Here is a 20,254-nt window from a genome sequence, read left to right as displayed (position 1 = left end):
ATGAAAGATGATGTAGTTAATCTTGAGTATCTATTTTCCAAAGTAATTCTGTTAGTGACTGCATTGTTTTATGTGAATCTAATAGTAGGGCAAAATCCTTCCGAAAAGTATAAAAATGCCTATAAAAAGTATGAGGATGCAAAATGCCCAGTATTACAAGATAGCATTAGGCATTTCGTTTATTTTTCAAGAGACAGAGAGTCCATAAGAAACCATTCCTTTCTAAAACATTCTGCATTCAAAGGAGCCCAAATTATGTATGCTTGGAAAGATTTAGAACCAAATAAAGGTTTCTACGATTTTGCCATGATACGGGAAGATATTGAATATTTGAAAAAGCATGATAAAAAGCTATTCATTCAGCTACAGGATATTACTTTCAATCCCAAATACATTGCAGCACCAACCTATTTGCTTTCCAGTGAATATGACCAAGGAGCAATAATGCAATATAATGATGCTGGAGAACCTGATGGTTGGGTAACCAAACGCTGGAATAAAAAAGTACGAGAGCGATTTGCGTTGCTTTTAAAGGCTTTGGGTAAAGAATTCGATGGTATTATAGAAGGCATCAACTTACAAGAAACAGCCATAGAAGTAAAACAAGAGGATGATTCCACCTTTTCGGAATCAAATTATGTCCAAGGAATAAAGGAAAATATGTTAGCATTAAAACAAGCATTTCCGATATCAACTACAATGATTTACGCCAACTTTATTCCAGGAGAATGGTTGCCATTTGATGATAAAGGCTATTTAAGAAGTATTTACAGTTATGGGGAAAGTATTGGTGTGGGTCTTGGTGGTCCTGATTTAATGGTAACCAGAAAAGCACAGTTAAATCATGCTTTAGCCCAAATGCATGAAGGAAGGTTTACAGTACCACTAGGCATAGCTATTCAAGATGGCAATTACATTGGTAAAACTGGAGCAGATATAGACTACAACGAAGAAGAAGATAAAGGTGAGCGTGCAAGAAAAAATATAGTTCCCATGCTTCACGCATTTGCTAAAGACTTTCTTAAAGTAAACTATATGTTTTGGGTAAATCAAGAACCCTATTTCAATGATGATGTATTACCATGTCTCACTTTTTAAGATATATCAACTTAACAAATATTAACATCTAACAATAAATTATAAAACAATTACAATTATGAATTTAACCTATATTACATTATCAAAAAAACAAATGGTATGGCTATTCCTATCATTCTCATTTATAACAGTACTTTCAGCACAACCAACTATTGGAACTACAACCTTTGATGGTACTGATGCTAACATAGCACCTTATAGCATATTTCCAAGAACGGGTTCGGTACAAGGTTGGGATTTTTACATGGATGGATATGATACAGGTGGACCAGGTGCAGGAGCTATATATCACAGCGGAACAACCAATCCTAGTTATGTTAGTCTTTTTACCCAACAATATTTATCTAGCATACGCATTTCATCCGAAGATGGCAGTGAGTTTGACCTAGATAACATAGTTATAGAGTGGGGAGACTTTACAGGTGATGTAAGCTTGAGAAGCTATCGAGATGGTAACTTTGTTGGCCAACTCACTATTTCTGCTACACAAGGTTATAACAATTACGATGTATCAAGCAACACCAATTTTGATAACATAGATCAAATAAGATTTTTGGGGTTTGGTGGGGTAAGCAATATGAATGTTAAAATAGACGAAATAACAATCAGCGCCTCATCATTATCAATAGATGAGTTTGATATTAATAGAAATGGCTTTGCCGTTTATCCCAATCCTACAACCGATTATATAAATGTGAAAAATGTTTATGATAAAGTTGACTATCAAATAATAGATATACAGGGTGCAGTTATTGTACAAGGAAAAATAAATCAAAATGACAGTGAAATCAATTTAACAAAGCTGCCTTTAGGTTTGTATTTTTTAAAAATAGACAATCAACAACCTATTAAAGTATTAAAATTATAATCAAATCGCATTTTATATAAGGTTAAAACTTAAATAAAAATCAATCAAATAATTAATAATTATGAATAAATGTTACTTTAAAAATCAATCAAAATCTATAGTTGGGCTATTAGTAGTTTTCTTTTTGGTTACAACACTTTCAGCCCAACCAGCTATTGGGACCACAACCTTTGATGGTTCAAATGCTAATGTTGCAGCATATGATCTTTTACCACGTAATGGTTCATTACAAGGCTGGTCGTTTTTTGTAGATGGGGAAGGTTCAGGCTCTATAAATCATAATGGTGCCAATTCACCAAATACGGTAACAGTTTTTGCGCAACAAGCTACCACTTTAAATATGGCATCAGACGATGGTAGTGAATTTAATTTAGATAGTATTATAATACAGTGGTTTAGCTTTTTAGGTAATTTTACAATGACAAGCTATAGAGATGGAAATAGTATTGGTGCTGTGGTATTAAGTGCATCAAGTAGCTTTTCAGATTATGACCTATCTAATAACGACGATTTTAAAAACATCGATGAGATTAGAATGACGGGTTTCAGTAATAGCAATATAACAGCTATAATTGACGAGATTACAATCAGTACTGCAACACTCTCAATAGATACTATAAGGCTTAATCAGAATAACATGTCAATCTTTCCAAATCCAACATCAGATGTGTTAATGGTAAAAAGCATTAAAAATATAACGCACTTTAAAATAGTTGATATCAAAGGGAGGCTGATTAAGCAAGGAAGCATTGATCAAAATAATAGCGTAGTGAATTTAAAAGGTGTCGATGCGGGCTTGTATATACTGCAGTTAGATGATGAAAAACCAATAAAAGTTATTAAAAACTAATTTTAAACTATATATAGCAATTGCCAATGTCAACAATGAACGTCTCAAACTATTTTCTTAATTTAACAAGAGTTAATAAGGGAGATACCATGTCTAGATTAAAAAAAATAAGAGAGAAGTTAAACATAACACAAGAAGAATTAGCCGAAAAATCTGGTGTTTCTGTTAGAACCATACAGCGTATTGAAGCAGGAACTGAACCAAAAGGATATACCTTAAAATCGCTTGCAAAGGCTTTAGAAATAGAAGAGAATTCCTTACTTCTAGAACAAGATGAAACAATAGAGTCAGATTTAGGAGTACTTAAACTAATTAATTTTTCTGCATTACCTTTTACAGTAATACCACCTCTAAATATTATTGTGCCACTCATAATTATGTTTGTAAAAAAAGAGTTCAATGCAATAACAAAACAACTGGTTACAATTCAAATAGTATGGACCATCCTAGCGGTGATTATTTTTATGGCGGCATCATTTTTAAAAAATTGGTTAGACCTCAATAGCAAGTCTATACTTGTGGTTATGATTTTCTTACTGCTTTCAAACCTATTTATTGTGATTAGAAATGCATTTGAGATTGATAAAAAAGGAAGGCTCTATTTTCAGCTCAAGTTCAGTATAATATAGTATTAGCGGGTACTTGTCGTGCTATTGTCAGGTGCTTTTTTCATGTAATGATGTATTTTAATTGACATTTACAAAAAATGTTCATCAATACAAAAAATTATCAAAAATGAAGAAAATCAAAACAATCATTTTCGCTGTTGTTCTAACGGTATATAGTACACTACAAATCAATGCTCAAATAGACAAAAATTCTGACCTTTTCAAAACCTTAAAGAAGCAAGACAGTGTGTTTTTTGAAAGAGGTTTTAACCAATGTGATTTAGACTATTTAGAAAATCATATAGCAGATGATTTAAAGTTCTATCACGACCAAAGCGGGTTTCAGGACAGGAACTCTTTTTTTAATAATACTAAAAAATACATTTGTTCAAACCCAGAGAAAAAACCGATACGTAAAGTCAACGCAAACAGTTTGGAAGTATTTCCACTATTCAATAACGGAAAATTATATGGCGCCATTCAAAAAGGAGAGCATCATTTCTATATTAGAGAAAATGGAAAAGAAGATGTTTTAACAAGCATAGCAATGTTTACACATGTTTGGTTATTAAAAAGCGATGATTGGGTATTGAGCGAAGCATTGAGCTATGATCACAAAGACCCAGAAACAACTTCTATTGACAAGGTAAGCGAAATTGAACAACTTCTTAAAAACAACAATGTTCCAGCATTAGGTTTGAGCATTATTGAGAATGGTAAATTAACGAAGGTTGAAGTATATGGTACATTAGATAAAAACCAAAAAGCACCTTACAATACCATCTTTAAAGTAGCTTCATTAACAAAGCCAGTATTTGCTTTAACAGTTTTAAAATTAGTGGACAAAGGACTTTTGGATTTACAGGAACCGTTATATAAGTATTGGATAGACCCAGATTTAAAAGAGGACAATAGATACAAAAAATTAACACCTTATTTAGTGTTGACCCACCAAACGGGCTTCCCGAATTGGAGGTACATGACTGATTCAAATAAGCTAACTTTTCAATTTGAACCTGGTGAAAAGTACCAGTATTCAGGAGAAGGCTTTGAATATCTTCGAAAAGCAATTGAGAATAAGTTAGGAAGGCCTATTGAAGAGTTAGCACAAGAGTTTCTTTTTAAACCTGTAGGAATGAACGATACAAGGTTCTGGTGGGATGTTTCCATGGATGAATCAAGATATGCCCAAAACTTTGACGAAAATGGTAATAATATTAAAACTGTTAAGTATTACGAGGCTAATGCAGCGGCTAATCTATTAACCACTGTTGAAGATTATGGAAGGTTTGTGGCCTATGTAATTAATGGAGCAGAACTTAATAAAAAGCTATTTCAAGAAATGCAAAAACATCAAGTAAAATTGCGAGAGAATGATTTCTTTGGTTTTGGTTGGGAAATACTGACAGGTTTTAGTGATGGTGAGTTTGCTATGTTACATACAGGTAAAGATCCCGGGGTAAGTACTTTGGTAATCATGTTTCCTCAATCCAAGAACGGATATATCGTATTTCTCAATGGAGACAATGTCAATAATATTTACGAATATTTACTCACCCAAAAGCTATATCTAGGTAATGAGTTGTGGGATAAAAGATAAAGTTTTAAAATAAGTTACTGATTGGTTCAAAAAATAGATCAATATTGTGTACAAAAAAAAGCCTTACAGAAATGTAAGGCTTTTTGTATTTTAAAAAAACAGTTCTTCTTTTAAACTGTAATATGATCCTGACCTTCAAATCTTTCATAAAGACTAGGATAATTTGATTTAAATGTGTCCTTTATAAATTCCAAAGGCAGATCTTCAAAATGACCATAATCTTCAATGTAGGTCATAAATTTATGGTCGTCTTTATTGTATTCTTGTAACACTGCATCTTCGGTACCATTAAAATCTAAAACATCTACATTGTAAATAGCACATAGTTCTTTATTAAACGCAGGCGAACATTTAACCCATTTGCCATTATAAAATACATCTACCAAACCATGAGGTGCCAGCTCGTTAGTGCCAATCACTTTTTCTAAACGCTCTGTAGCAATATGGTTAGATACTTTAGCTAAATGTAACCTTGCAGGAATATTGAAGGCGCGTAAACAAGCAATGTATAAAATGGCTTTATCAATGCAATGTCCATCTGACTTTTTTGTTTACAACCCGACCAGAAATTTGTATCGTTTTCTGGGATTGCCATTTGGGATATTAAAGATAATAAACTTGTTGAATGTTGGGTAGAGCGTAGCGCATATGAATTATATCAAAGATTAATAGCTGATAGGAATAATGGATTTGGTTGATTTTTAGTTTTGTACAATCCCTCCTTAATAAGTAAAACTGCTTATTAAGTGATAGATGAACTTTTAAGAGTTATTTCATGATGTTTGAAAAGTTAAATAAATTATTATATTTACTTTGCAATATGTTCTAAATAAAAACCTTATTTAGTTTAATTATATTCTTTTAAAGAGTATTTTTTTTGTTTTGATAACAATTGTGGTTGAGTCACTGGAATTGAGTTATAATTTAAAGGAAAAACATAAGTGAGATAGTAGTTTTTTTAATAGGGTCTAAAAAAATATCAGATTTTATAGGATTCGTTTCAACCTAGCTGAATTCATAGAATTTTTAATAACTAAATCGTTTAATGCACTTTTTTGTCATAGTCTAATAATTGATCGCTTCTGAATATGAAAAAAAAATACCAAGTATTGATTGTTGAAGATGAATCGTTAATTATTGATAGTTATAGACGAGCATTGAGATTTGTAGAAGAAGACTTAGTGAATATTAAATTTAATATTACTGAAGCGTTAGATTGTGGTCAAGCTATAGAAAAAATTAGAGCTATTGAATTAAATAATAACAAATTTGACATAGCTTTTTTAGATATTAATCTTCCCTCGAGTAAATCATATGATATTTTAAATGGAGAAGTGCTTGGTCAGGTGATTATTAAAAAAAACCCAAGTTGTAAGTTATTGGTTTGTACAAGTTATACTGATAATCATAGGTTAAAAAATATTTTGACCTCGTTGAATCCTAATGCCTTTTTGATAAAATCTGATATTGTTTTTTTAGATTTGGTAGTTTCAATAACTAAACTTGTTGAAAACGATTCTTATTATAGCAAAACCGTTATTGATTTAATGAGAAAACAATTGAATTCAGCTATTGTATTGGACGACCTTGATCTTAAAATTCTACATGAAATGTCCAATGGAGCTAAGATGAAAGATTTGATAGCATTGTTACCTCTCACAAAATCTGGTTTAGAAAAGAGACGTGCACATGTTAAGGTTAAATTTGGTAACAAATTTATGAGCGATCGCGATATGATAATTGCTGCAAAAACAAAAGGATTTATATAGTATCCGTTAAAATTGTTTAAATAGCAAAAAGTAAGTCTTATTAATCTAAACCAATAAGATGAAGCATAAAAGTACTTTTAATTAGGTATAGATTTTTGCTTTTATATTTATGATTTTTCATGTTACTTTTTGTTGTTTTAATACTGTGCTTTTGCTTACTTTTTAGGTGCTTTTATTTTGCGCATTGTGTGTTATTTTTAGTTTCTTGATAAATGAAATTTTTAATGATAGCACACTGTATCTATGAAATCAAAACTTCTTTTTTTTCTTTCTATAGTATTTAATCTTTATTTTATCAATGCCCAAAACCAACCAGGAGGTGTTCCTGGAGCCGAAGTTTGGTATATATCAAATTGGGATAATATTGAAAATGGAGTATTTCCCAACTCAGCACAAACAGATATTACGATCAATAAATGTGGTGAAACGGAAAAAAGTCTTTTTAACTTCAATCCTTCAATCTTTGCTGAGAAGCTCTGTTTGGAATATATAGCTTCCTTGGAAAATACTACCGGAAGGAATGTGTTTTTTGTAGGTGAACCTGAAAAACCAAATTCTTTTTCTCATTTAGGAACCTTATGGCGAGAAAATTTTGTGCCAATTTTTGAGACAGAATCTATAATCAGAAACTTTTTTGATTTTAATAACAAAAATGTTTTTACAAATGAAATTTATGCTGATTACACAAGTAACAAAAATGCCAACGTAAACTTTTACCACACCAACAACTATACTATTGATAAAAAATTCAAAAGTTATGGACAAGAAGGTGAAACGACTTTTTCTATTGGAGAACCCACACAAATAGATTCTATTCAAAGTTATGAAGACAATTACTTTAATGGAAGTTTTCCCGAGTTTATCTCTTTTCCTAGAGAGATTAGCGATAATGAACGTAACCGAGTTGAAAGTTATTTAGCACTAAAATATGGATTAACACTTAATAGGAATATATCATATTTAAGTTCAAAGAATATTGTTTTTTGGGATGAAGCCAATAACCATTTATTTCCTGAAAGGATTTTTGGTTTTGGTAGGGATGCTATTTCTGGACTCAATCAGTTGCAGAGTGAAAGTACACATTTAAAAGACCATTTGGTTTCTGCGATAGGGGATATAGTTGAAACCAACATGCAAAAACAAGAGAAGGAAAACATACCCAACGACTATTTTCTAGTGTTTGGAGATAATGATCGTAGTCCTAGTTTGATTAATGAAAATGAACATGGAATTAAGTTTTGGGATAAGGTATGGTTAGCGCAGCGTACAGGTAAAAAAATTAACAAGTTACCTATACATTTTAAGTTGTTTTTAACAGATGAGTTAGTGGATTATTTAACTTATAATCCAGAAGAGACCCTTTGGCTTTTACAAGATAAGTATATAGGAAATGATGAAGTATCTGAATTTGATAGTGAACATATTGAGTATTATGTAGGTGAAATTGATTGGAATAATAAAACAGCTTATTTCAAAGACGTTTTTTTTGATTCCGATCGAAGTATTTACGATCAATTTACTTTTGGAGTAGGGCCTCGAATGATTGTACAGGCTCAAGTACAAGGCTGTAAAAAAGATAAGTTGGAAATAGTCCTTGATATTACTGGAGGAAAACCAGACTATCATATTGTAGTTGAATCTAATCAAGGCAACATAGAAGATACTACAAATAATAATACATATACTTTTTCCGTAGAACCTGATGTAACCTACCATATTATAGTTCATGACCCACAAGGACTTGTGGCTGAAACAGAAATAACTGTTGATCCTTGGGATTTTAATTTGGATTTGGGACCTGATCAATTTTTAACTACTAATCAACCAGAAATAACACTCGATGCAGTGCAAGGTATTAATGACCCAGATGCAACCTATGAGTGGTATCATGATGGCGTGTTGTTGCCAGAAGCTGAGAGTACATTAACTGTAGATGAAATTGGTTTGTATGAGGTTATTGTGACTAGTGGCGATTTATCCTGTGAAATTTCGGACATTATTACAATAGGTTTTAAAGATTATGATGTGATATTAACCACAATCAATGGATGCGACCCATTACATAATAGTTTAACAGTTAACATTAATGGGGGCTTCCCTAATTATGTAACTAATTTAGAAGGAATTGATGGTGTTGTTAATTATGCGCATAGTGGAACAACAACGCTTACCGATATACCCTATGGTTCCTATATAGTAACAGTGACTGATAGCGAAGGGCAGACTTTTGTAGAAGTCGTAGATTTTGTGGCTCCCCAATTTGAATTGGATTTAGTTTCGCAATTGGAAACCATTTGCAGTAGCTGTCTTTATTATCCAGGAGATTTTGGTTATCCAAATATAGGGTATGATATTGCTTATTTTGAAAATGGAGATTTGGAATTCGTTATAGATGCTAGCGTGTTAATTTCTGGTACTACAGCCACGTACCGATGGTTTATTAGCGATGTTTTGATTAGTGAAGAACCTACGCTTACTTTTGATACCATAAACGCTAACTATTGTCATGAGGACCCTATTTATAATACTTATGCTGGAAAAATTTTAAGGGTTGAGATTTCAGGTGTTGACAACAGCAATTGTTTTCTTACCGAGTCCTTTATATTTAAAGATAATTGCCCAAATAGAGATAATGAAACCCCTCAATTGACTCCGCCAAGTCAAAATAATAGTGCTTTAAGAACAGCGGTGTATCCAAACCCATCAGAGCCTAATGCTACTTTTACCTATGAGGCAACAGCTACAGAGGTGTTTGAAGCTACAGTGGAAGTGTTTACAGTTACAGGGGCAAAATTGTCACATACAGTTATTAATGGGAAATCGGCTTATAGGCTACCTTTTAATCTTCAATCTGCCGGTATGTACTTTATAAGAACCACATCTTCATTAGGTGTAAAAACAGACAAAATTATAATTAAATAACCTAGCTTTTGTTATGCATAAACCATTTTTTAAATCACTTAGAACATCCTATTTTGTTGGTACATTATTAACGTCACTATTGAGTAATGTGCTTGTTTTTGGGCAGCCTATTGAGCAAATATTGTCAAGAACTGATCGTTTTCAGCCTAACATTAATTGTTCTTCGCAGTATGATTATATTAATAAGTACCATACTGGAGGCAAGGTGGCATATATAAAATCCAATGTTAAAACGACAACCAGTAACTCTGTAAAAGACAGTGCTTCTTCAGTTTTCCATGCCTTGGAGTCTCAAGCTATAATAGGTATAAGCAAAGCGATAGAAAAGGAAAATCCACGAGACAACTTTTTTACATTACATCTTCCTGAAAGTATTGATTTTGATCATTATGATATGGTTTTAACATATGATCTATATGGTGTGTCCGCAGCAGAGCAAACTACAAAAAGCATCAATAGCTTTAGTGTTTATGGAGGCCAAACCCTAAAACTTAACAACACATGGACAAGAGTGGAAGAACATCTTTTAAAAGGACAACTAAAAGCAGGTAATAATGAAATATTTTTTAATAGAAGAGCCGATGTTCCTTATTTGTATAAGGTTAAAAACTTACAAGTTAAGCTTGTAGAAAAACGCTCTAAACGTATTCATATTAGCACAGAGCGACTTGTAAATTATAGTGGGAAAATCCATTTATTGGGTTTTGTTGAAGATGGCAGCACACTTGTTGAGGCGTTGGGTAGATCAATACCAGTTAAAGATGGTGTTTTTGAAACAATTTTGGATGAGGTTCCTAAAGGCTTGAAGCATTTATCAATACGTTATGGCGAAGGGTTGAGTCTTGAGGGGAATTTTGAAGTTGTTTATAACGATGCGGTTATGGAGTATGTCTTTACTGACGAACCCCATAAAGGTCACTCTCTTATTAAGCATCCCATGCAAGCGCCTATATCTCTAGAAGCCTTAACTGTTAAGAATTTTTCGAACATACCTACAGTTACTGAAAGCCAATTGCAGGTTGGAGGTGTTAACTTTGAAGCATTACGCCCAGTAAACTCTGATGTTGTTAATGTTACTTCAGGAGTGTTTCTAGGTTATAGCATAAAAACGTCAGGTATTACTGATAGTACTAATTTTGAATTACATTTAAAGTACGACAAGACCAAAATACCTGTAGGTTATAGTGACAAAGATGTGCGCACTTTTGCTTTTGACCGAAAAAAGAGAGAATGGATAGCCTTACCTGTAACAGAATTGGACTATGCCAATTCTATGGTGGTTTCGGAATACAGTGGGGATACCGATTATATTAATGGTGTAATAAAGGTACCAGAAATGGCTGAGACCTCTAGTTTTACACCAACTACCATCACCGATATGGAATATGCCAACCCAAGTGCAGGTGTGGTGAGTATTGCGCCTCCAGCACCAAATTCAAATGGGATAGCCTCAACTTATTTTCCTATAAAGTTACCAACTGGTCGTAATGGTATGATGCCTAGCTTGAGTGTCAATTATAATAGCGAGGCTGGAAATGGTTGGATGGGAGTTGGTTGGAACCTTCAATTACCAGCCATAACCTTGGATACGCGTTGGGGAACACCACGATTTGATACTTATAACGAGTCTGAGATTTACCAATTGAATGGGGAAACTTTGGTGCAGAAAGTAGGTAGTGACTATACTAACCCTCATCGTTATGATGGTATTATGCTGAGAAATGATAATACCAGTTCTAATGGCGAAAAGTTATTTTATTTAAGAAAAGAAGGGAGCTATTTTAAAATTATACGTTGGGGTAATTCCCCTAAAAATTATATATGGCAAGTTTGGGATAAGTATGGTAACATGAATTGGTATGGTGGCTCTAAATATAATGGTATATATGAGGTTGATGAGAACTCTGTAGTTAGGGATGAAAACGACAATATAACTCATTGGGCATTAAATAGTTCATCAGATACTTATGGGAACTGGGTAGATTATTATTATGATAAAGATGAGAGTATAAGTATTAATGGGGTGTCAGCCCAATCATTTCAACCTAGATGGATTCAATATACTAAAAAAGCTGGGGTTGATAATTTTTATGAAGTCAAATTTATTACTAATAATGGTTCTGTTAATATTATAAGGGATGATATCCAATTAAATGCACGAACAGGAACTATGATGGCAACCCAGGATCTATTGACCAAAATATTGATTCGTTATAAAGATGATGATGGGTGGAAGGTTGTTAGAAGCTATGAGTTTGATTATATTGAGTCTACATTTAAAAAAATGCAATTGAGCAAAATTTCAGAATATGATACTGAAGGAAATCTTTTTTATTCCAATACTATGGAATATTATGATGAGTTGGGAACAGACCAAATAATTAATGCTGTTACTCCTGTTACTTGGGGAGGCAGTTCTGTAGATTTTAACGGGGTTGCTAATATAGTTACAAGTGGTTCGGCACTGGGTACAGGGACTACTTCGGGTTTTTCTTTAGGGGTAAGAGGAGGTGCTGGAATAGGCACCAACCCTACAACGGTTACCAGTACTATAGGCTCATCTTATAACTATAGCCAAAGTAAAGAAAAGACCAAGATTAGTTTTATAGATATTAATGGAGATGGACTTCCTGATAAGGTTTATAAAACAGATTTAGGACTGAAATACCAACCTAACCTTGGTACGCTTAATGGTTTTGGGGCTGAAACCTCTATTACAAATATAACTGAACTTGACAACACAAAGTCTAGAACCAATACCTTTGGGTTTGATGCTAACCTAGGTGTTGGTCCATTGGGTGTTGGTGAAGGGAGAAGCACTAGTAGAACAAGAACAGAAACAGACGAGTATTTTACCGATTTTAATGGAGATGGACTTATAGATATAGCCTCTAACAACATAGTTAACTTTAACAATACAACTCCTTGGGATAGTGATAGCCCTATAGTAAGTTTTAACACCAACTCTTCGTTAACTGCAAATGAAATCACTACAGGAACTTTAAGCCAAGATGTAATTAACTCTTTAGAGCTTGAATCTATTGAGAAGTTGCGTTCAGACTATTCGCAATTTGACCATGTAAAAGTATGGGTAGCACCCTATAGTGGCACTATAAATATAGCAAGTGTAGCTACTTTGTTACAATCCAATACTTGTGATGATTACACCAATAGTTTTAGGCTTACCATAGAAAAAGCCAACTCTAACCAAGACACAGGAAACACCCAAAGCATTGCAATTGGAGCTAATAATGCGTGGTACTTGTCTTCATCAAACAGTTCTGAAAACATCAATAAACAGGGAGTGCAGGTTGAAAAAAGGGACAAGTTGTTTTTTAGGATTCATAATGAAGAATACGGTTGTGGAGGCACAGTAGCATGGAATCCAGCGATAAGCTATAGTAGTACAAGTGCTACTACATTCAACACCACTAATGACGAGCATAATACAAGTTTTTTAGAGTTTGATGCAACCACAGATTATATGATAAACAACGGAGGGAGTTGGAGCCCTAGTCCTGAAGATAATACTATTTCTTTTAACACCTATTTTGGAGTGAATCAACTTTTTCAAAACGGATTGACCCTATCGGATGATACACGGTTTGTTATTGAAAAAACGACCTATCAACATGATACTGATGAAACAATTGGTGGGGAACCAAATCCAAATTATGGACAAATAGATGAAACCAACATTCAAGTTGATACTATAGTGTACACTTATAATCATGAAGACCAATCGGTTACACCAAGTGGAGCATCAACATCTCAAATGGCAGCTATCCCTAACCAGTTTGCTAATGCAGGAGCGTATAGTTATGCTTTTAGATTTTATGTAGAAAGCGACTCCAATGTGCAGTGGAATACCATTGGCTGGCAACCTATAATATTTGTAAACGGCACTGAAGTCCATTATCCAGGGGTGAGCTATTTTACTTACGATAACAATGTTAATGAAACACAATATGCTGTTGCCGGTACAGATTTACCTACACCAATAATTGACCCAAATACTGCAAATGATAGTGCTAACGATTTATTAAAGGTAAGCCATAATATGTTTGACCAAAACCTTGATTACTCACAGTTTGACAATATACATGAAAATGCTTTTCCTATAAAAATCAATTGGGTAAGTAAAACAAGGATAAATGGAGTGGCTACAACTATAGACCATGATACGTTTTATGTGCATAGAGAGACCAATAACAGCCCATTGGTTCTTTATGATTATGTTTTTAAGATAGGGGCCAATCCTAACTCAGCCAATTTAAACGGATCTAACTCTTTTGATAATTTTACATTAACAAAAGGAGAGGTTGAAGCTATAGTTAATGCACCTGATGGAATGCTATATTCGGCATTTTATATGGAACATCAGGATTTTGCTTTAAATAACCCTACGTCTATAACTTTTGAGTTGATTTCTAGCGAACAAAATAACTATCCTTCTTTTACCCTAAAAACACTCAGCAAGCCATTTTTTGCACAACAATCCTCTTTTTTTGGAATGACTTATAGAGGTTGGGGACAATTTTTATACAATGGAGGTATTAATTACCATTATAATCAGGAAAATGGTGATCTTATAGTTGATAATGGTAACATTGTTATGGATGTATTTGATGGCAATATAGACATGTCAGTATTTGCTTCTAATAGTGCCAATGCTCAAGATTTAAATGATCAGGTAGACAATGGTGAAGCAAGCTCTACTGCTATTGAAGCCATACGATATTTGTTATACCATCAGGACAATGCCGATTTGAGCTATGATGCAATGGCAATTATAGTGGATGTGGATGATACTACAGGCGAAAGGGCACCAGCCACATATGGATTTGACAATACAACCTTGGTTAGTAAGTTGGGGCGTTTTGGTGAGCCTAATTTGCAAGATATCCATATTAGTGAAGGAGAGTTGACCAATGTAGGTGGTAGTACCTCAAACTTTATAGGTCTTAGGCAACGGTCGTTTTCAAAAGGAACCGCAACTGACCATGAAGTATCTATTTCACTTAATGAAGGATCTGGCGAAATAGGAGGCTCAGGTACAAAGAGCAATGGTTGGTCCAAGGTATTGAACCAATATATAGATGTGAATGGAGACCGTTACCCAGATATGATTACCGATGGCAATATACAGTTTACCTCCATGAAGGGTGGCTTAATAGAACATACGCTAGAAAACACTTTTGTATCTGGTGCTGAAAATGAAGATAATACCGCAGGTGTAACCATTGTGGGTGTACTCCCTAATTCTACTTCTGCTGATAACCCAAGCACTTCAAACCCTACAAGAACAAACATCAATTCTGGTATTAATGCCAGTAGTGGTACAACACGCAACTCTAAAATGTGGGTTGACATTAATGGTGATGGGTTGGCTGACCAAGTTACGATTACAGAACACTCAGGAGTTAGTGTCCGACTTAATTTGGGGTATGAGTTTAGCGCCAACCCTGTAAACTGGAGTACAGACCTTAACCTTACAGATTTAAATGTTAGCAAACGTAGTAATGCCTCAGGTGGAGGTGGCGTGGTAACCTCATCCTTTGGTGGTGGTTTTGGGGTAGGTACAAGTACCGCAAATGTTACTGCCACACTATTGGATGTTAATGCCGATGGATTACCTGACTTAGTCAAGAAAACAGAAACAAACTTTAAAGTGTACCTAAACACTGGAGCCGGTTTTGAGGCTGATGCCCTTGATTTTTACAATAACACGACTATTGACCAAAACCGCTCAACTACAGGAAACCTTTATGGTTCAGCTACAGGTGGTGTTGTTATCCCAATACCCTTAGGGTTCATTACCATTCCCTTAAAAATAACAGGCACTGCTACAGGTGGTGTAAGTGGAGGCGTTAACCAAAAACGCATTACGGTTCAGGACATAGATGGCGATGGCTATCCTGATGTGTTGCAAGCAGGTAATAATAACGATGATGTCATTGCCAAATTAAACAAAATTGGTAAAACCAATTTGCTTAAAACGGTTAACACGCCATTAGGAGGTAGTTGGACAATAGATTATGCCAGAGCAGGAAACACCTATGATTTACCACATAACAAGTGGGTGATGCACACCATAAGAACCAACGATGGATTTACTGCTGATACCGATGGAGGGTTTACAACAACTGACGAAACATTAACAAGTGTAAGCTATGAACACCCCAAGCACGACCGTAGGGAACGTGAGTTTTTAGGTTTTGGCAAGGTCACTACCTCGCAACTAGACCCAGATACCGATAGTACTTTTCGCTATTCAGTAGTTGAGTACCATACTGATAATGTGTATTTAAAAGGTTTGGTAAAACGTACTACAGTACATGATGCTAATGAAGCACTCTTGAGCGAGCAGACTACATTGTACAACATTATGGATCCTGTAGTCCCACAGGTTAATGTTAATGCTTCGCCAACGCAACACTATTTGCAATCAGGATTGAGTACAGACTTGTTGGACTATTCGCGACTTTTTGTGGCACCTGTAAAAACCGTAGCTACCACTTTTGAGAATGCAGTAGGGTTAAGTATTGAGCAGCACTTTACGGCTTATGATGGCAGAGGTAATCTATTAACTTACAGGCAACTTGGTGAGGATGCCTATCGTACCGAAATGGAATATTATGACTACTTAGTAGGTATGTACAATAGAAACAGTATCGGATTTGTTAAAAGTATTAAAGTGAAACGCGATAGTGACGGACAGTTGTTTCGACAGCGTAATGCCGAATACAATAACAAAGGGAAACTAATCAAGGTGACCACCACGCTTAATGCTACTGAAACCAATACCGTTACCATAGGCTATGATGATCTTTATGGTAATCCAATAAGCTATACCCAGCAAAATGGCTTTGTTACCACTATAGCCTATGACCCAGCGGTACACACCTACCCTACACAGGTGTCAAATTCATATAACGAGGTGTCCACAAGTAGTTATGAGTATCGTTTTGGAGTACCTTTATTGGCTACAGATATAAATGGCCAGCAGCTACGCACACGTATTGATAATAGGGGACGCCTTGTTGAGGTAACTGCACCCAACGAAATGCCTAACGGCTGGACCCTGCGTATGCAGTATGAAGGTGAGGTTGCCCTACCACAGCTTAATGGCGACTACTGCCAAGCTATAGGAAGTTTTGAACCTGGAACTACGCCAACTGGAGCAGCCAAACACCATGCGGTAACCAGACATTTTGTGGACGATGCTCAAAACGACCAATTGTTAACCGTGAGTTTGGTAGATGGTATGGGGAGTGCCATACAGCTTAAAAAAACACAGCTTGTTAATGACAATGATACCAACCAATTAGGTTGGCTGGTAAGCGGTAAAGAACACAAGGATCCCTATGGTCGTGTAGTTGCAGCCTATTTGCCTACCTTTACTAGTGCTAATTATCTAGGGACTATTGCCGATTATGTTACAGACCAAAACACAATTCCTCCTACCGAAATGACCTATGATAGTAGAGACAGAACTATTAGTGTTAAGCAGCCTGATGAGAACGATACTGCAACCACTGTGTACAGTATTGCCGATGGAATGTTTTTAACCACCGTAACCAATGAGCTGGACCAAACTTTTGAAACCCATACCGATGTAAGAGGCAGACAACGAAAAACCGTACAAAATGGTGAATTGACCACTCAGTTTTATTACAATGTAATAGGCGAAAAGATAAAGGTTAAAAACCACCAAGGGTATGAAACATTTTACAAATATGATTTGGCAGGACGACGTATTGAAGAACGCCACCCAGACCACGGGTTGCAAACCTTTACTTATGATGTTATGGGTAACCTAAAAGAACGCTACACCTCCAACCTACTGTCAAATGGACAGCAGCTACCCATAGCCTATGAGTATGATTTAAAAAATAGACTTATAAAAGTAAAATACCCACAACACCCCGAAAATAATAGTACCTATACTTATGGTTACCCAGGCAATACAGATGCAGAAGGCAGAAATGCCGTAGGCAGATTGTACATGCAAGAAGATGCCTCTGGAGTGCAAGGTTTTGGCTATGATAAACTAGGTAACCTTAACCACCATTTACGTGGTGTAGCGGTGGCAGGACGACATACCTATTGGTACAACACCCAATGGACCTATGACAGCCACAATCGAGTAAAAAGTATTATTTACCCTGATGGTGAACGTGTGGACTACAATTATAATTTGGGAGGCGCACTAGACCATATTAACCGATTCATTGATGGCGGTGTTGCCAGCGACCAAATAGTAAGCAACATACAGTACAATGCCTTAGGAGAGCGTACTCAAATTACCTATGGTAACGGTACCAGTACCAGCTATACCTATGACAATAGAAGGCGTCTTAAAGACCTAAGCCACCAATTTACTGGTTTTGGACTTACCAATCGTTATGGCTATGATGCCTTAAGTAATGTAACCAGTGTAGCAACCCAAAACGCCCAAAACAGTATTCCAAGTACAGGGCAGTTGGGAGGACCTATAAGCCATACTTACAAGTATGATGATTACAACCGATTGGTATATGCCAATGGACGTTATACAGGGCCCAACGACTTTACTACGCCATTGCTGGCACAGGAGTACAGTTTGGATATGAGGTACGACTTGGCGCACAACATTGTTAGTAAAACCCAAACCCACGTGCAAGGTGCTGTTACAGGATATGGCAGTGCCATAGACACACCGGAAACTATGATAAAGACCAATTACCACTTGGACTATGCTGGCTATGCTACAGGAGTAAACGTTATACAAGGACAAGGAGATGAATATGGCTATGTACAGCCCCATGCCCCAAGGGAAATAGTGGAAACACCAGATAGTGGGAGTTTAACCATTGGTGACCCAGAGTATAAAAAGAAACTGATAGACTACGATGCCAATGGCAACCAAACCAGCATTAAACAAGTAATTGTCGAGGCCTCACAAGGGCCTGCTTATGAGGGTGTTGTAGAGCAGCACATAACAACCTTACAGCGCAACCTTTGGGATGAAGAAGACCGCTTGCGCGCTGTGGATTTAAACCCTGAGGATACAAAACAACACCCTATAGCAGTATATACCTATGATGCCTCTGGGCAGCGTGTGGTACGCTATGTACCCACTAGATTAGATGTACGTAGTAATGCCTACGCGGTCTCCCAAAACGCCCATGATGAGATTATGCTCTACCCAAGCCCATTGGTAACCGCCAAGGCATTGAGTGATCCTAACCAACAGGCAGAGCAAGGAGACCTCATAAGCAGTTATACCAAGCATTACTATATAGGAGCAGAGCGTATACAGAGTACCTTGGGTACGGTAAGGGACTTGGGCTTGTACCCACCAAAAATTGAAGACATGTTTGAGGGCATACGCACTAAAGCCGATACTATTGTACAGGTAGCCAACACAGGGTTGAGCGCTACCTATACAGCCCTAAACCAAAGCATAAGCTTGGGCACTTGCCCTTATGTAGGAGATTATGGCGAAGGCAACCTGCAACGCTATGCACACGATGCCGATAGCTACGATGCCTATTGGTACCATAGGGACCATTTGGGATCTTCTTCGTATATTAGCAATAGAGATGGTTATGTAACCCAGCATATGGAGTATTTACCTTTTGGTGAGACCCTTGTAGACGAGCACCAAAATTCTTATAATACACCATACAAGTTTAATGGTAAGGAATTGGATGATGAGACTGGAAATTATTACTATGGCGCAAGGTACTATAACCCAAAATGGAGTGTGTGGTTGAGTGTTGACCCGTTGGCGGAGAAGTATGCAAGTTGGAGTACATACAACTATACTATGCTTAATCCTGTTAGATTAATAGACCCTACAGGTATGGGACCCGAGGATCCAGACGGTAAAGGCAATACACCAAAGCCTGTAGCAAGAAGAAAAGAAAGAACCGAAGGAAACCCTATTTCGAAATTATTATTTAGCATATTTGGTGTCAATGGTTCAAGTTCAAACAGTTCAACTAGTACAAAGGGGAGTTCAACAAATGGCGGACGATCAAGAGGGTCATATCGAAGGGAAAGAACAAGCAGTAATGGTTTTTCCTTCAGTACAAGTGATGGGCAAGTATATGGGCCGCAAGATTTGAAAACTATTACTGATGGGACAGTACAAGATGTAAACGTTGATGCATTTATGATTTTAGTTGGTTATGCGAAAGGTAAAAAGCGGTCTTCAGGAGGAGATGTTATGACCAATGCTAGAACCAATGCTAAGAATTTTGACCTAAAAAATGAATATAAAACTCTTATGGATGAAGCTAGACAAGAAGTAAAAGTAGTAGACCCTGCTTTAGATTTTGTTGATTTGGTTATTGAAGAAAACCTCTTTGGGGTTGATGATAGTAGCAACCCTAGATTTTATAGGAAGATAATTTTAGAAGGAGGAGGATCTTATACTGTTGGTTATGATAATTTACAAGATGCAAAAAATGACTCTGTAAAACTCATGAAAAACCCTGATTTGAAAAATGGAAGAAAAGTAAAATCTGTAATAATTAAATAAAAAATGTT

At 35.8% G+C, this 20,254-nt stretch carries 8 protein-coding genes and 1 pseudogene; 8 read left to right on the top strand and 1 reads right to left on the bottom strand.

What is annotated here, in order from left to right:
* The 5 genes from ABD011_RS14960 to ABD011_RS14940 all read left to right on the top strand — a co-directional run bounded on the left by ABD011_RS14960 (position 1) and on the right by ABD011_RS14940 (position 5,024).
* Entirely contained in the window at positions 1–1,098 is a 1,098-nt protein-coding gene (locus tag ABD011_RS14960) for a hypothetical protein (RefSeq protein WP_343799559.1), read from the top strand.
* A gap of 58 nt (positions 1,099–1,156) precedes the next feature.
* Entirely contained in the window at positions 1,157–1,966 is an 810-nt protein-coding gene (locus tag ABD011_RS14955) for a T9SS type A sorting domain-containing protein (RefSeq protein ID WP_343799557.1), read from the top strand.
* Between the two features lie 61 nt (positions 1,967–2,027).
* Positions 2,028–2,816 (top strand): T9SS type A sorting domain-containing protein, encoded by a 789-nt coding sequence (locus ABD011_RS14950; protein WP_343799555.1) that lies wholly within the window; start codon positions 2,028–2,030, stop codon positions 2,814–2,816.
* Between the two features lie 89 nt (positions 2,817–2,905).
* Positions 2,906–3,445, top strand: a complete 540-nt coding sequence (locus tag ABD011_RS14945) for a helix-turn-helix domain-containing protein (RefSeq protein WP_343799553.1) — start codon at positions 2,906–2,908, stop codon at positions 3,443–3,445.
* A gap of 106 nt (positions 3,446–3,551) precedes the next feature.
* Complete coding sequence (locus ABD011_RS14940; protein WP_343799551.1) at positions 3,552–5,024, top strand: serine hydrolase domain-containing protein; 1,473 nt, start codon at positions 3,552–3,554, stop codon at positions 5,022–5,024.
* A 110-nt stretch (positions 5,025–5,134) separates the two neighbouring features.
* Here ABD011_RS14940 and ABD011_RS14935 read toward each other — a convergent pair.
* Positions 5,135–5,557, bottom strand: a pseudogene (locus ABD011_RS14935) (transglutaminase domain-containing protein); the annotation flags it as partial.
* A 555-nt stretch (positions 5,558–6,112) separates the two neighbouring features.
* Between ABD011_RS14935 and ABD011_RS14930 the strand changes: the two are divergent.
* From ABD011_RS14930 to ABD011_RS14920, 3 genes are all read left to right on the top strand, one after another.
* On the top strand, positions 6,113–6,793 hold the full coding sequence (locus ABD011_RS14930; RefSeq protein WP_343799549.1) for a response regulator transcription factor: 681 nt from the start codon (positions 6,113–6,115) through the stop codon (positions 6,791–6,793).
* Positions 6,794–7,036: 243 nt separating this feature from the next.
* Positions 7,037–9,715 carry a T9SS type A sorting domain-containing protein gene (locus ABD011_RS14925; protein ID WP_343799547.1) on the top strand — a complete coding sequence of 893 codons (2,679 nt, stop codon included), beginning with the start codon at positions 7,037–7,039 and terminating at the stop codon, positions 9,713–9,715.
* 13 nt (positions 9,716–9,728) lie between these two features.
* Positions 9,729–20,246 (top strand): SpvB/TcaC N-terminal domain-containing protein, encoded by a 10,518-nt coding sequence (locus ABD011_RS14920; RefSeq protein WP_343799545.1) that lies wholly within the window; start codon positions 9,729–9,731, stop codon positions 20,244–20,246.
* Positions 20,247–20,254: the final 8 nt, after the last annotated feature.

It is taken from the genome of Gaetbulibacter jejuensis, assembly GCF_039524015.1.
Classification (GTDB): Bacteria; Bacteroidota; Bacteroidia; order Flavobacteriales; family Flavobacteriaceae; genus Gaetbulibacter_B; species Gaetbulibacter_B jejuensis.
The sequence above is the reverse complement of the archived record's forward strand: the minus strand, read 5'-3'. Positions and strand labels throughout refer to the sequence as shown.